The following is a 14,169-nucleotide window of genomic DNA, read 5'->3' as shown; positions in this document are numbered from 1 at the left end:
CTTGATTCGCAGGATATCGTTCTGATACCTTGCCTAGATATCATTTTGATATTGAGATGGAGGTCTCCGATGCGGGCGGTACAGGTGGTCGAAGAGAGCGGACCCGAGGAGGTCGTGCTGGCTGACGTGCCGGAACCCGACGGCGATTTGGTGGTGCAGGTCCGCGCCGCCGGGGTGTCGTTCCCGGATCTGTTGATGACTCAGGGCAAATACCAGGTGCGCCAGCAGCTTCCGTTCACCCTGGGCTGGGAGGCGGCCGGCGACGTCGTCAAGGCGCCGCCGGGCGGTGAGTTCAGCGTGGGCGACCGGGTGATGACATTGACGTTCGGGGCGCACGCCGAACGCGTCGCCGCGGTAGCAGAGACCACGTTCCGATTGCCCGATGCTCTGGACTACCGCCAGGGTGCGGCCTTGCCACTGAACTACCTCACCGCGCTGGCCGCCGTGCAGCGGCGCGGAGCGCTGCGGCCCGGCGAGACCGTCCTGGTGCACGGCGCGGCCGGCGGGGTCGGCAGCGCGTGCATCCAGGTCGCGAAGGCACTCGGCGGCCAGGTGATCGGTTGTGTTTCGACCGATGAGAAGGCCCGTGCCGCTGCAGATCTGGGCGCCGATGTGGTTCTGGTAGGCGAGAACTGGCACGCCCAACTGGACACTCCCGTCGCGATGATCGTCGACCCGGTCGGCGGAGAGAACCGCTTCCGGCACAGCCTCCGCTCGCTGTTGCCTGAAGGCCGGATCGTCGTCGTGGGTTTCGCCGGTGGCGAGATACCGACGGTGTCGGTCAACCGGCTGTTGATGCGCAACGTCGACGTGCGCGGCTGCTCCTTCGGCGTGCTTGCCGTTGACCCCGCCGTCCGCGGGGAAGCCCTGGCCCTGTTGGAGGACCTGGCGGGCAACGGCGCCATCAGTCCGCTCATCGGTACCGTCTATCCCCTCGACGACATCGGCCTGGCACTGAGCGACCTGGCCGCCCGCCGCGCCGTCGGCAAAGTGATCGTCGACATGAACTGAGCGCCGGCTGAGCCGCTACAGCGGCGTCACGTAGGCCGAACTGATACCGCCGTCCACCAGGAACGTCGACGCGGTGATGAACGACGCGTCGTCGCTGGCCAAAAACGCTACGGCAGCGGCAATTTCGTCGGGGTCGGCGAAGCGGCCCAGCGGCACGTGCACCAACCGGCGGGCGGCTCGCTCCGGATCCTTGGCGAAAAGCTCCTGCAGCAGAGGTGTATTCACCGGGCCGGGGCACAGCGCGTTGACGCGGATAGCCTGGCGGGCGAACTGCACGCCGAGTTCCCGTGACATGGCCAGCACGCCCCCCTTGGAGGCGGTGTAGGAGATCTGCGACGTCGCCGAGCCCATTACCGCGACGAACGACGCGGTGTTGATGATCGACCCCTTGCAGGCCGGCACCATGTGCCGCAACGCCGCCCGGCAGCACAGGTACACCGATTTCAGGTTGACGTCCTGGACGTGTTGCCAGGCCGGCAGTTCGGTGCTCTCGATCAGGTCGTCTTCGGGCGGCGAGATGCCGGCGTTGTTGAACGCGATATCGATCGACCCGCAGGCGTGCGCGGCGCCGTCGAACAGCTTGTTCACCGACTCCTCGTCGGAAACATCCACTGCCACATACAGTCCGGAGAGCTCCTCGGCGGCGGCACCTCCGGCCTCGGCATCGATGTCGCCGATGACGATGGTCGCGCCCTCGGCGTGCATCCGCCGCGCCGCGGCCAGTCCGATGCCGCTGCCGCCGCCGGTGATCACCGCCACCCGGCCCGCCAGCCGCCGACTCAGGTCGATCACTGCTCCTCCTTGATGGCGATGAACACGTTCTTGGTCTCGGTGAAATGCAGTGGGGCGTCGGGCCCGAGCTCTCGGCCCACACCGGATTGTTTGAATCCGCCGAACGGGGTGGTGTAGCGCACCGAGGAATGCGAATTCACCGACAGGTTGCCGGATTCGACCGCGCGCGACACGCGCAGGGCGCGCGACAGATCGTCGGTCCAGATGGAACCCGACAGACCGTATTCGGTGTCGTTGGCCAGGGTGACGGCGTCGTGCTCGTCGTCGAAGGCCAAGACGGTGACGACCGGCCCGAAGATCTCCTCCGTGACGCTGCGGTCGGTGCGCTCCGGGGTGAGAACCGTTGGCGGGAACCAGAATCCGGGACCGGTGGGTGCAGTGCCGCGAAATGCGACGGGCGCGTTCGGGGGCACGTAGGAGGCCACCTTGTTCCAATGCGCACGCGACACCAGCGGACCCATCTCGGTCGTCTCCGCGGCGGGGTCCCCGACCGCCACAGCGCGCACCGCCGGTTCCAGTAGCTCCATGAACCGGTCGTAGACGCTGCGCTGCACCAGGATTCGGCTGCGGGCGCAGCAGTCCTGACCGGCGTTGTCGAACACCCCGCCCGGCGCCGTCGCGGCGGCCTGCTCGAGATCGCAGTCGGCGAACACGATGTTGGCGCTCTTGCCGCCCAGTTCCAGCGTCACGCGCTTGACGTGTGCCGCCGCACCGGCCAGCACCTTCTTGCCCACCGCGGTCGACCCGGTGAACACGACCTTGCGGACCCCGGGATGGGAGACGAACCGCTCCCCCACCACCGAGCCCTGCCCCGGCAACACCTGCAGCAGGTCGGCGTCCAGTCCCGCCTCGACGGCCAGTTCAGCCAGGCGCATGGTGGTCAGCGGCGTCCACTCGGCGGGCTTGACCAGTACCGCGTTGCCCGCGGCCAGCGCCGGCGCGATCCCCCAGGTCGCGATGACCATCGGGAAGTTCCACGGCGTGATCACCCCCACCACGCCCATCGGCTCGTGAAAAGTCACGTCGATACCGCCGGCTACCGGAATCTGTCTGCCGGACAAGCGTTCCGGACTACCGGCATAAAACTGCAGCACATCGCGGACGTTGCCGGCCTCCCACCGTGCGGAGCCGATCGGGTGTCCGGAATTGGCCACTTCCAACGCGGCCAGTTCGTCCAGGTGCGCGTCCACGGCGGCCGCGAACGCGCGCAGTCCGGCGGCGCGCTCGGCGGGCGCCAGCCGCGCCCACCGCCGTTGCGCGGCGCTCGCTCGCGCCACCGCGTCGTCCACGGCTGCGACATCAACATGCTCGACCGCGCGCAGCACCTCTTCGGTGGCGGGGTTGATCAGCTGCGTGGAGGTCATGCCGCGGCGTACGATCGCGCGGCGTCGACCAAGGCGGTGAACAACCGCAGATCGTCCAATGACTTCTCCGGATGCCATTGCACCGCAAGGGCGAACGCGTCCCCGGGCAGCTCCACCGCTTCGACGACGCCGTCGACGTCCCACGCGCCGACCACCAACTCTTCCCCCACCGTGTCGATGGCCTGATGGTGGTAGCACGGCACGTCGGCGGTCTCACCGAGCACCGCCGCCGCCTTCGTGCCGGGCACCGTGCGCACCGGCAGTCTGCTGAACACGCCGTTGCCCGCGCGATGGCCGGAGTGGCCGATCACCTCGGGTAGATGCTGGTGCAGCGTGCCACCGAACGCGACGTTGAGCACTTGAGCGCCGCGACAGATGCCCAGCACCGGCAACCGCCGGTCCAGGGCCGCACGCAACAACGCGAACTCCCAGGCGTCGCGGTCGGTGCGCGGCTCGTCGGTGGTCGCGTGGGGTTGCTGCCCGTAGGTCGCGGGATCCAGGTCGTAGCCCCCGGTGATCACCAATGCGTCCAGGCTGTCCAGCAGGCGGTCGACTGTGGCGGGGTCCACCGGCTGCGGCGGTAGCAATACCGGGATCCCGCCGGCCAGTGTCACGCCCTCGAAGTAGTCGGCAGGCAGGTACGCCGCGGGGATGTCCCACACTCCGGTCCGCACCTGCTCGAGGTACATGGACAGGCCCACCACCGGAGCCTTACAGCCGTTCAAAGCCACGAATCCTCTCCCAATCGGTGACGGCGGCGTTGAACGCCTTCAACTCGACGCGCGCGTTGTTCAGGTAATGCGCGACCACGTCGTCGCCGAAGGCCTCCCGTGTCAGCACCGAATCCCCGAACAGCGCCGCGGCCTCGCCCAGGGTGGTGGGTAGCCGCTCGACATCCTGCGCATCGTAGGCGTTGCCGGCGTACGGCTCCCCGAGCTCGAGGTCCCGATCGATACCGTACAGTCCGCCGGCGATCAGCGCGGCGACCGCCAGGTACTGGTTGACGTCGCCGCCGGGCACCCGGCATTCCACCCGGATGCTGCGCCCGTGCCCCACCACCCGCAGCGCGCAGGTCCGGTTGTCCATCCCCCAGGCCACCGCGGTCGGAGCGAAGCTGCCGTCGGCAAAACGCTTGTACGAGTTGATGTTCGGCGCGAAGAACAGGGTCAGTTCGCGCACCGTGGCCAGCAGCCCGGCGACGAAGCTGCGAAACGTCGCCGACATCCCACCGCTGCCGTCGGCGAACGTCGCGCTGTCATCGGCGCCGCGCAGCGACAGGTGAATGTGACAGCTATTGCCTTCGCGCTCATCGTATTTGGCCATGAAGGTCAGGCTCTTGCCGTGCTGATCGGCGATCTCCTTGGCGCCGTTCTTGTAAATGGCGTGGTTGTCACAGGTGACCAGCGCCTCGTCGTAACGGAAGCCGATCTCCTGCTGGCCGTTGTTGCATTCACCCTTGATGGCCTCGACCCGCAGACCCGCGCCCTGCATGCCCAGCCGGATATCGCGCAGCAGCGGCTCCATCCGCGACGACGCCATGATCGCGTAGTCGATGTTGTAGTCGCTGGCCGGTGTCAGGTCCCGGTAGCCGGTGGCCCACGCCGCGCGGTAGGACTGGTCGAACACGATGAACTCAAGTTCGGTGGCGACGTCGGCGATCAGATCGCGCTGCGCGAGTCGATCGAGCTGGCGGCGCAGGATCGCGCGTGGGGACACGGCCACCGGGCTGCCGTCGGCCCAGCTCAGATCCGCGATCACCAGTGCCGTGCCGGACAGCCACGGCACCAGCCGCAACGTGGCCAGGTCGGGCGTCATCACCATGTCGCCGTAGCCGGTTTCCCAGCTCGACATGGCGTAGCCGGGCACCGTGTTCAGGTCGACGTCGACCGCCACCAGATAGCTGCAGCACTCGGCGCCGTGCGCGGCCACCTCGTCGACGAAGAACCGTCCGGCCACCCGTTTGCCGACCAGCCGGCCCTGCATGTCGGTGAACGCGACGATGACGGTGTCGATGTCGCCGGTGCCCACCAGTTGCACCAATTCCGTTAACGGCAGGCGTGACGAATCATGTTGCGGCACTTGACTGAACTCCCGCGCCTACCAGGCGCTGGTGCGCAGCACGATCTCGGTGGCCAACTGCGCCGTCGACTCCTGGGCGTTGCGGCGCCCGGCCAGGTCCACGACGCGGTAGTCGGAGAAGACCAGGCGCTGGCTGTCGCGCGCGGCGTTCCGCGCGGCCGGCGAGCTCACCAGGACGGTGGTGCCGATCTCCACCGGCGGGCAGTGGTCGTCGCGAATCACCCCGTCGGAATCGGCGACGGCGGGGTGCCCGCGATCGATAGCCACGAGTCCGGCGAACCGGCCCAATCTGGTGGCCGCCAATTCCCACGCCAATTCGGCCCCGTCGCGGTCACCCACGACCACGGCCCAACCGATCCCCAGCGAGTCGAGGATGCCGATCACCGATTTCGCGGTGAGCCTCGGGTCCGCGCCGATGACGACGGTTCGCAGCGAGGCGGTGTGCAGGCGCTCGCAGATCGCGTCGTAGGCCGACACCGCGCGCTGCTCGGCGCCGAGTATCACCACCACGACGCCCTTTTCCGGACCGGCAACTCCCACTTGGGCGGAGAACCCGTCGAGCGTGGTCATCATCCTGGACACCCCGTCAAACTACGCCCAATGGCCCTGGTTTACACGCCGGGAAGCAGCGCCCCACTCGCCTTGGTGCGGCGAGCAGACACAAAGTCACCCTCTTTCGGTCTGGCAAGGGTGAGTTTGTGACTGCTCGCGCCACCGAACTCAGGGCAGGGTCAGGATTTCGGCGCCGGTCTCGGTGACCAGCAGGGTGTGCTCGAACTGCGCGGTCCACTTGCGGTCGCGGGTGACGACGGTCCAGCCGTCGTCCCAGATCTCGTAATCCAGTGCGCCGAGGTTGATCATCGGCTCGATGGTGAACGTCATCCCCGGCTGGATGACCGACTCCACCGCGGGTTGGTCGTAGTGCAGCACCACCAGGCCGTTGTGGAAGGTGGTGCCGATGCCGTGGCCGGTGAAGTCACGAACCACGTTGTAGCCGAACCGATTTGCATATGATTCGATGACGCGGCCGACCACCGACAACTGCCGTCCGGGTTTGACGGCCTTGATGGCGCGCATGGTCGCCTCGTGGGTGCGCTCGACGAGCAGCCGGTGCTCCTCGGAGACGTTGCCGGCCAGGAACGTCGCGTTGGTGTCGCCGTGCACTCCGTTGATATACGCGGTGACGTCGATGTTGACGATGTCGCCGTCCTCGATGACCGTCGAGTCGGGGATGCCGTGGCAGATCACCTCGTTGAGCGACGTGCAGCACGACTTCGGGAAGTTCTTGTAGCCGAGCGTCGACGGGTAGGCGCCGTTGTCCACCATGTAGTCGTGCGCGATGCGGTCGAGTTGGTCGGTGGTGACGCCCGGCGCGACGGCCTTGCCCGCCTCCTGGAGCGCGCGGGCCGCGATCTGGCCGGCCACCCGCATCTTCTCGATGACCTCGGGTTCTTGCACCCAGGGCTCGGAGCCCTCTTTGGCGGTGGGCTTGCCGACGTATTCCGGGCGCGCGATCCACTTGGGCACCGGCAGCGTCGGGGACAGCACGCCGGGAGACAGCGCAGTGCGAACAGGCATGGCAGCTAGCTTAACGATGCAGCGCCGGTAGTGCTGCCGAGCGCGTGCGACGCAGCGAGCCTGAAGAATCGGTGAGCCTCACTCGCACTTTCGCTGCAGATCTAAAGGCTGGGCGCGCGCAGGGGCACGCGCGAGTCAGTCAGAACCTTGGACGGCGCAGCAAGGTGCGCCGCGGCCCGCGGATGATCACCGAGCCGAACACCAATTGACCGCTCAGCACGACGTGGGGATTGCCTTCGGCCGGGGGGTCCTTGCGGCGATCCGACGCGCTGCCCACGTAGGCCTCGACGTTGTCGATCGAAGCGCTGGCCCCTTCGGGCAGCCACAGGTTCAGCGAGCCGAACTTCATGTCGATTTCGATGACCACGACCGGACCCGCGAACCGCGCCTTGGTCAGGTCCAGGTCGATCGAGCCGAACCGGCGCACCAGCGACAGCCGGGTGGGCACGGTCCATTCGCCGTGACGCTTCAAGGAGCCGGCCCAGCCCCGCAGTTCGACCCGGTCGGTCGCCGAGGTGACGATCGCTCCCGGTGCGGGCAGGTCGCCCACCAGCGTGTCCAATTCATCGCGCGTGCGCGCGTAGGACACCTGGCGGGTGCGCTGTTCGAACTCGTCGATGTTGATCAGTCCGAGTGCCAGGGCGTTCTGCAGTCGGCGCATGGTGCCGTTGCGGTCGGCGTCCGACACCCGCATCGCCGCCATGTCCCCGCCGGGCCCCGTCGTGCTCACCTTCGCAACTTACCGCTGTTGCAGGGCGGCAATCGCGTTAGGCCAGGTAGCCCGGCGGCAGCGAGTCGAACATCACTTTGGTCATCCGGACGGCGTATTCGGAACTCCCGCCCCCGACGATCAGCGCGGCGAACGCCAGGTCACCGCGGTACCCGGCGAACCAGGAGTGCGAGCCGCCTGCGAATTCGGCTTCCCCGGTCTTGCCGTAGATCTCCCCGCATCCGGCGATCTCCTTGGCGGTGCCGTTGGTGACGACAAGCCGCATCATCGGCCGCAACGCCTCGACCATCTTCGGGCTGATCGGTGTGTTGTCGCCGGCGACCGTCGTCGGCCGCCCCGCGATCAACTGCGGCACCGGGGTCTTGCCGGCGGCGACGGTGGCCGCCACCAGGGCCATGCCGAACGGGCTGGCCAGCACCCGGCCCTGGCCGAACCCGTCCTCGGTGCGTTCGGTCAGGTCGACCGTCGGCGGTACCGACCCGGTCACGGTGGTGATGCCCTCAACCTGGTAGTCCAGCCCGATGCCGTAGCGGGTGGCGGCCTGCGTCAATCCACGCGGCGGCAGTTTCGCGCTCAGTTCGGCGAACGTGGTGTTGCAGGAACTGGCGAACGCGCGCGACATCGGCACCACTCCGAGATCGAAGCCGCCGTAGTTGGGAATGGTCCGGTGGCCGATGTCGATATGGCCAGGGCAGCCGACCATCGTGTTGGGGGTGGCCATGTCGCGCTCGACGGCGGCGCCGGCGGTCACCATCTTGAAGGTCGACCCGGGCGGGTACAGGCCGGTGGTCGCCAGCAGGCCCTCGGCGTTCGCGCCGGCGTTCTGCGCGACCGCCAGGATCTCCCCCGTCGACGGTTTGATCACGACCAGCATCGCTTTGCCGCCGCGGGTGTCGACCGCATGCTGGGCGGCGTCCTGCACGGCGCGGTCCAAGGTGATCGACACCGAGGGCGCGGGCGAGCCCTCGACCTCGTGCAGCACCGCGACGTCGACGCCGTTCTGGTTGGTGCTGACGATCCGCCATCCGGCCTGCCCGTCGAGTTGATCGACGACCGACTTCTTCACCTCGGCCATGACCGCCGGCGCGAAGTGCGGGTCGGTCGGCAAGAGCTCGGGGTGTGGGGTGATCACGATGCCGGGCAGCTGGCCGATGGCCGGGAACACCCGGTTGCTGTCGTCGGGCAGCAGCGTGGCCAGATCGACCGGCTTGGTTGCCGAGCTCGCCATCTCCGCCAGCAGCTGGGAGTCGTTGAGCGTGTCGTTGAACGGATGCAGGGTGTCGACGATGGCGTGCGCGGTCCCGATGAGGTCGGGTCCGGCCTTGGTGGCATCCAGCGAATAGTTGTAGATGTACCCGGGCGCCAGCACGTCGGATCCGCCCAACTCGTTCACCGAAGCCCGCCGCGGCTGGTCAGCCCGCAGCGCGAACGTCTGGTGCTCACCCAGCTTCGGGTGCAGTCCGGTGGTGGCCCAGCGGACCTGCCAGTGTCCCTCGTCGCGGGCCATCTTCAGTTGCCCGTCGTAGCTCCAGGTCCGGTCCTTCGGCAGGTGCCAGGTGAAGCGGTACACGACGGTCCCGGTGTCCTCCGCATACTTCGAACTCAGCACTTGGGCGTCCAGGTGGGTGGCCTGCAGGCCGGCCCAGGCGGCGTTGAGCGCCTCGCGCGCCTCGTTGGGGTTGTCGCTGAGCTGGGCGGCGGTCGCGGTGTCACCGACGGACAGCGCCGCCAGGAACTTCTCGGCGGCCGGGCCGGGCCCTTCGGGCTTGGGTGTGCAGCCGGGCAACACGACCAGCGCCAGCAGCAGGCCGGCGACCGCTGTTACCAATGTGGTTTTTGAGCCTATTGTGACCATCGGTACTGATGTTATGGACCATGGCCACCGCGTCAACGCAGACACACCGAGACCCGACCGTTATCCGCGGCATGGAACTGCGAGCGGAACGAGGCTGCGATTTTGAGCGCCGATTTTCGCAGTGCGGTTCCACTCGCGGAACGAACCGCGACTAATCCAGCAGGACCGTGGCGAAGGTGCCGACTTCCTTGAACCCGACGCGGGCGTAGGCGGCCCGGGCCACCGAGTTGAAGTCGTTGACGTAGAGGCTGGCGACGCGGCCACTGCCGACGATCACGGCGGCCAGCGTCGCGGTGCCGGTGGTGCCCAGCCCGAGGCCTCGCCTCTCCGGATGGACCCACACGCCCTGGATCTGGCCGACCGACGGCGACTGGGATCCCACTTCGGCTTTGAAGATGACCTGTCCGTGCTCGAAGCGGGCCCACGCCCGGCCGGCCGCGATCAGGCTGGCCACCCTGCGCCGGTAGCCGCGGCCACCGTCGCCCAACCGGGGGTCCACGCCGACTTCGCCGATGAACATGTCCACGGCGGCGACCAGGTAGGCGTCGAGTTCCTCGGGCCGCACCTGGCGCACTTCGAGGTCGAGCGCGCAGTTGGGATGGCTGTCAAGTGCCATCAGCGGCTGGCGGTCGCGCACGTCCCGGGCCGGGCCCCAGGCCGGCTCGAGCCGCTGCCACATCGGCAGCACCAGATCGGCGCGGCCGACCAGTGACGAACACCGACGGGCCGTGCTCTTGGCTTCGTCGGCGAACGCGTTGAGGTCAATGAGGTTGCCGCGCAGCGGGATCAGATTGGCACCGGCGAAGCACAGCGATTCCTCCGGGGCGCGCCGGGTCCAGAGTTCTCCGCCGATCGAATTGGGTTCGACGCCGTAGTCCGCGACCCGCGCGGCCACCATGCAGGATTCGACCGGGTTCTCACCCAGGACCCGCCACACGGCGGCGGCGTCGCGCACCACCGAAACCCGTCTCTCGCCGACGAGGCGCAAGATGGGCGGAGCCGACATCTCATAACTCTCTGTGGTGCGAACCGAGGGCCCTGAGGGCCTTGGAAAACCTAGGTGCTTGGCCCCTATCAGCTTACGGTCACAATAGGCGAACCGCTCGCCGCCGTCCCGGGATCTGTCTCGGTTTCCGTTTCCGTTTCTAAGCCCATCTGCTCGGCAAGCCGCATCGCTTCCTCGATCAGCGTCTCGACGATCTGTGCTTCGGGCACGGTCTTGATCACCTCGCCCTTGACGAAGATCTGGCCCTTGCCGTTGCCGGAGGCCACCCCGAGGTCGGCCTCGCGAGCCTCGCCCGGACCGTTGACGACGCAGCCCATCACCGCGACCCGCAACGGCACCTCCAGCCCGTCCAAGCCGGCGCTGACCTCGTTGGCCAGGGTGTAGACGTCGACCTGGGCCCGTCCGCACGACGGGCAGGACACGATCTCCAGCTTGCGCGGCCGCAGGTTCAGCGACTCGAGGATCTGGGAGCCGACCTTGACTTCCTCAATCGGCGGCGCCGAAAGCGACACCCGGATGGTGTCGCCGATGCCGCGCGACAGCAGCGCACCGAAGGCCACCGCGGACTTGATGGTGCCCTGGAAGGCGGGGCCGGCCTCGGTGACCCCGAGGTGCAGCGGGTAGTCGCACTGGGCGGCCAACTGCTCGTAGGCGGCGACCATCACCACCGGGTCGTTGTGCTTGACGCTGATCTTGATGTTGCCGAAGCCGTGTTCCTCGAACAGCGAGGCCTCCCACAGCGCCGACTCGACCAGCGCCTCCGGGGTCGCCTTGCCGTACTTTTCCATGAACCGCTTGTCCAGCGAGCCCGCGTTCACTCCGATGCGGATCGGGATGCCCGCGTCGCCGGCGGCCTTGGCGACTTCGCCGACCCGGCCGTCGAACTCCTTGATGTTGCCCGGGTTGACCCGCACCGCAGCACATCCGGCGTCGATGGCGGCGAAGATGTACTTCGGCTGGAAGTGGATGTCGGCGATGACCGGGATCTGGCTGTGCCGGGCGATCTCGGCCAGCGCGTCGGCGTCCTCCTGGCGCGGGCAGGCCACCCGGACAATGTCACAACCCGCCGCGGTCAATTCCGCGATCTGCTGCAGTGTCGAGTTGACGTCGTGGGTCTTGGTCGTGCACATCGACTGCACGGAAATCGGGTAGTCGCTGCCGACGCCGACGTCGCGGACCATGAGCTGACGCGTGGCACGCCGGGGGGCGAGCGTGGGCGCCGGCGGTTGCGGCATGCCCAGGCCAATGGTCACTGTCTGTTCGCCTTCTCTCTATTACTGGAAGAGCCGGATGGGGTTGACCAGGTCAGCGGTGACGGTCAGCAGCATGTAGCCGACCACGAAGATCAGCACCACGTAGGTCGCCGGCATCAGCTTCAGGTAGTTCACCGGCGCCGCGGCCACCTTGCCGCGGGCGGTGCGAATGGCGTTGCGGATCTTCTCGAACACGGCCACCGCGATGTGTCCGCCGTCGAACGGCAACAGCGGCAACAGGTTGATGGCGCCCAGCACCAGGTTCAGCTGAGCCAGGAAGAACCAGAACGCGACCCACAGTCCGTGGTCGACGGTGTCGCCGCCGACGATGCTGGCGCCGACCACGCTCATCGGCGTCTGCGGGTCGCGCTGCCCGCCGCCGATCGCGTGGAAGAGCGCACCGACCTTGGTCGGGATGGCGGCCAGCGATTTGCCGACCTCGACGGTCAGCTGTCCGGCGAAGACCACGGTGGCCGGCGCGGCGGACAGCACGTTGTAGCGCGTGGGCTCGTTGCGCGGAGCCCCGACACCGATGGCGCCGACGTTGGCCGGCTCCAGCTGATTGCCCTGTCCGCTGGGCACGTAGCGGCGGGTCGATTCGACGGTGACGTTGGTGGTGATGGTCTTGCCGTCCCGCTCGACGACGATCGGCACGGAGCCGTGCATCTTGCGCACCGCCGTGGCCATGTCCTCGAACGTGTTGACCGGGGTGTCGCCGACCTTGACGACGACGTCGCCGGGGCGCAGGCCCGCCAGTGCCGCGGGACCCGGGCCGTCGCACTTGTCGAGCTTGCCCTGGCTGATTTCCTGTGCGACGCAACCGGTTTCGCCGACAATCGCCTTGGTGGACGGGTGCAGGTTGGGCAGGCCCCAGACCAGCGCGATGGCATAGAGCAGCACCAGGCAGATGACGAAGTTCATGCCCGGACCGGCGAACAGCACCGCGACCCGCTTCCAGGTGGCCTGTTTGTACATCGCGCGGTCCTGCTCGTCGGGAGCCAGCTCCTCGACCGGGGTCATGCCGGCGATGTCGCAGAAGCCGCCCGCCGGGATTGCCTTCAATCCGTACTGGGTCTCGCCGCGCTGGGTCGACCACAGCGTCGGGCCGAACCCGACGAAGTAGCGACGCACCTTCATGCCGGTGGCGCGGGCGGCCCACATGTGGCCGCACTCGTGCAGCGCGACCGAGATGAGGATGGCGAGTGCGAACAGCACTATGCCGATAACGAACATCATCTGTCTGTGACGACCTTTCTCACGCCATGCCCGAGACTCTGACCGACGCCGGAGTTGCCATCGCACGTCGAGCCCGCTCGCGGGCCCAACGCTGCGCCTCGAGTACGTCATCCACGGTAGCTGGTGACGCCGCCCATTGGTCGGCAGCGTGCAGCACGTCGGCGATAGTGGCGACGATGGCGGGAAAACCGATCCGTCCCTGCAGAAAGGCCTCCGCCGCCTCTTCGTTCGCCGCGTTGTAAACGGCTGTCATGCAGCCTCCGGTTCCCCCGGCTTGTCGCGCCAGCTCGACGGCGGGGAACACATCGTCGTTCAGGGGCTCGAATTCCCAGGTAGACGCGGTGGTGAAGTCGCAGCAGCTGGCCGCTCCCGGCACCCGGTGCGGCCAGCCCAGCGCCAGTGAAATAGGCAGTTTCATGTCCGGCGGGCTGGCCTGGGCGATCGTCGAGCCGTCGGTGAAGGTCACCATCGAATGAATGATCGACTGCGGGTGGACCACGACCTCGATGCGGTCGTACGGGATGCCGAAGAGCAGGTGGGTCTCGATGAGTTCGAGCCCCTTGTTGACCAGCGACGCCGAGTTCAGGGTGTTCATCGGGCCCATCGACCAGGTCGGGTGCGCGCCGGCCTGTTCGGGGGTGACGTCCTGCAGGTCGGCCGCCGACCAGCCCCGGAACGGTCCCCCGGAGGCCGTCAGGATCAGCTTGGCGACCTCGTCGGGCGTGCCGCCGCGCAGGCACTGCGCCAGCGCGGAGTGCTCGGAGTCCACCGGCACGATCTGGCCGGGCCGGGCGGCCCGCAGCACCAACGGACCGCCGGCGACCAGGGACTCCTTGTTGGCCAGCGCCAGCCGGGCGCCCGATTCCAGCGCCGCCAGCGTCGGGCGCAGGCCCAGCGCGCCGACCAGGGCGTTGAGGACCACGTCGGCCTCGGTCTCCTGGACCAACCGGGTAACGGCGTCAGGACCCTGGAACGGGATGTCCCCGGCCCGCTCGGCGGCCTCGGCGTCGGCGACGGCGACGTTGGTGACCCCGGTCTCGGCCCGTTGACGCAGCAGCGTGTCCAGATTCCTGCCGCCCGCGGCCAGGCCGACGATCTCGAACCGGTCGGGGTTGGCGGCGATGACCTCCAGCGCCTGGGTGCCGATGGAGCCGGTGCTGCCGAGCACCAGTACGCGCACCCGCTCGACGGGAGCATCACCCGAGAAAGTCACCCACCTATTGTGCCGCCCTTTTCGAAATCGCACCCATCCGTGATCACCCTCA

General features: G+C 67.9%; 13 protein-coding genes. 1 reads left to right on the top strand and 12 read right to left on the bottom strand.

Annotation, left to right across the window (positions count from 1 at the left end):
- The first annotated feature begins 69 nt into the window (after window positions 1-69).
- Window positions 70-1,011, top strand: a complete 942-nt coding sequence (locus tag C0J29_RS10745) for an NADPH:quinone oxidoreductase family protein (protein WP_120792300.1) — start codon at window positions 70-72, stop codon at window positions 1,009-1,011.
- 15 nt (window positions 1,012-1,026) lie between these two features.
- Here C0J29_RS10745 and C0J29_RS10740 read toward each other — a convergent pair whose 3' ends face one another.
- From C0J29_RS10740 to dxr, 12 genes are all read right to left on the bottom strand, one after another.
- Window positions 1,027-1,803, bottom strand: coding sequence for a 3-oxoacyl-ACP reductase (locus C0J29_RS10740; protein ID WP_120792299.1), 777 nt, complete (start codon window positions 1,801-1,803; stop codon window positions 1,027-1,029).
- Complete coding sequence (locus C0J29_RS10735) at window positions 1,800-3,167, bottom strand: aldehyde dehydrogenase family protein (protein ID WP_120792298.1); 1,368 nt, start codon at window positions 3,165-3,167, stop codon at window positions 1,800-1,802. The genes C0J29_RS10740 and C0J29_RS10735 overlap by 4 nt, the downstream gene beginning before the upstream one ends.
- Complete coding sequence (locus C0J29_RS10730; RefSeq protein ID WP_276322577.1) at window positions 3,164-3,913, bottom strand: gamma-glutamyl-gamma-aminobutyrate hydrolase family protein; 750 nt, start codon at window positions 3,911-3,913, stop codon at window positions 3,164-3,166. The genes C0J29_RS10735 and C0J29_RS10730 overlap by 4 nt, the downstream gene beginning before the upstream one ends.
- A complete protein-coding gene (locus C0J29_RS10725) occupies window positions 3,879-5,246 on the bottom strand; it encodes a glutamine synthetase family protein (RefSeq protein ID WP_120792296.1) in 1,368 nt (455 codons plus the stop codon). Before C0J29_RS10725 ends, C0J29_RS10730 begins: the two co-directional genes overlap by 35 nt.
- An 18-nt stretch (window positions 5,247-5,264) precedes the next feature.
- Window positions 5,265-5,819 (bottom strand): alpha/beta hydrolase, encoded by a 555-nt coding sequence (locus C0J29_RS10720; RefSeq protein ID WP_120792295.1) that lies wholly within the window; start codon window positions 5,817-5,819, stop codon window positions 5,265-5,267.
- Window positions 5,820-5,966: 147 nt separating this feature from the next.
- A complete protein-coding gene (gene map, locus C0J29_RS10715; RefSeq protein ID WP_120792294.1) occupies window positions 5,967-6,824 on the bottom strand; it encodes a type I methionyl aminopeptidase in 858 nt (285 codons plus the stop codon).
- Between the two features lie 139 nt (window positions 6,825-6,963).
- Complete coding sequence (locus C0J29_RS10710; protein ID WP_065045858.1) at window positions 6,964-7,527, bottom strand: DUF1707 SHOCT-like domain-containing protein; 564 nt, start codon at window positions 7,525-7,527, stop codon at window positions 6,964-6,966.
- A gap of 64 nt (window positions 7,528-7,591) precedes the next feature.
- Window positions 7,592-9,400, bottom strand: coding sequence for a penicillin-binding transpeptidase domain-containing protein (locus tag C0J29_RS10705; RefSeq protein ID WP_371872486.1), 1,809 nt, complete (start codon window positions 9,398-9,400; stop codon window positions 7,592-7,594).
- Between the two features lie 160 nt (window positions 9,401-9,560).
- Window positions 9,561-10,415, bottom strand: coding sequence for a GNAT family N-acetyltransferase (locus C0J29_RS10700; protein ID WP_065045860.1), 855 nt, complete (start codon window positions 10,413-10,415; stop codon window positions 9,561-9,563).
- 68 nt (window positions 10,416-10,483) lie between these two features.
- Window positions 10,484-11,668: a flavodoxin-dependent (E)-4-hydroxy-3-methylbut-2-enyl-diphosphate synthase gene (gene ispG, locus C0J29_RS10695; RefSeq protein WP_120792292.1), complete on the bottom strand. Its 1,185-nt coding sequence runs from the start codon at window positions 11,666-11,668 to the stop codon at window positions 10,484-10,486.
- 21 nt (window positions 11,669-11,689) lie between these two features.
- A complete protein-coding gene (locus C0J29_RS10690) occupies window positions 11,690-12,904 on the bottom strand; it encodes a M50 family metallopeptidase (protein ID WP_065161737.1) in 1,215 nt (404 codons plus the stop codon).
- Window positions 12,905-12,923: 19 nt separating this feature from the next.
- Window positions 12,924-14,117 carry a 1-deoxy-D-xylulose-5-phosphate reductoisomerase gene (gene dxr / locus C0J29_RS10685; protein WP_162951433.1) on the bottom strand — a complete coding sequence of 398 codons (1,194 nt, stop codon included), beginning with the start codon at window positions 14,115-14,117 and terminating at the stop codon, window positions 12,924-12,926.
- Window positions 14,118-14,169: the final 52 nt, after the last annotated feature.

The sequence above is a fragment of the Mycobacterium paragordonae genome, from assembly GCF_003614435.1.
GTDB lineage: Bacteria > Actinomycetota > Actinomycetes > Mycobacteriales > Mycobacteriaceae > Mycobacterium > Mycobacterium paragordonae.
The sequence above is the reverse complement of the archived record's forward strand: the minus strand, read 5'-3'. Positions and strand labels throughout refer to the sequence as shown.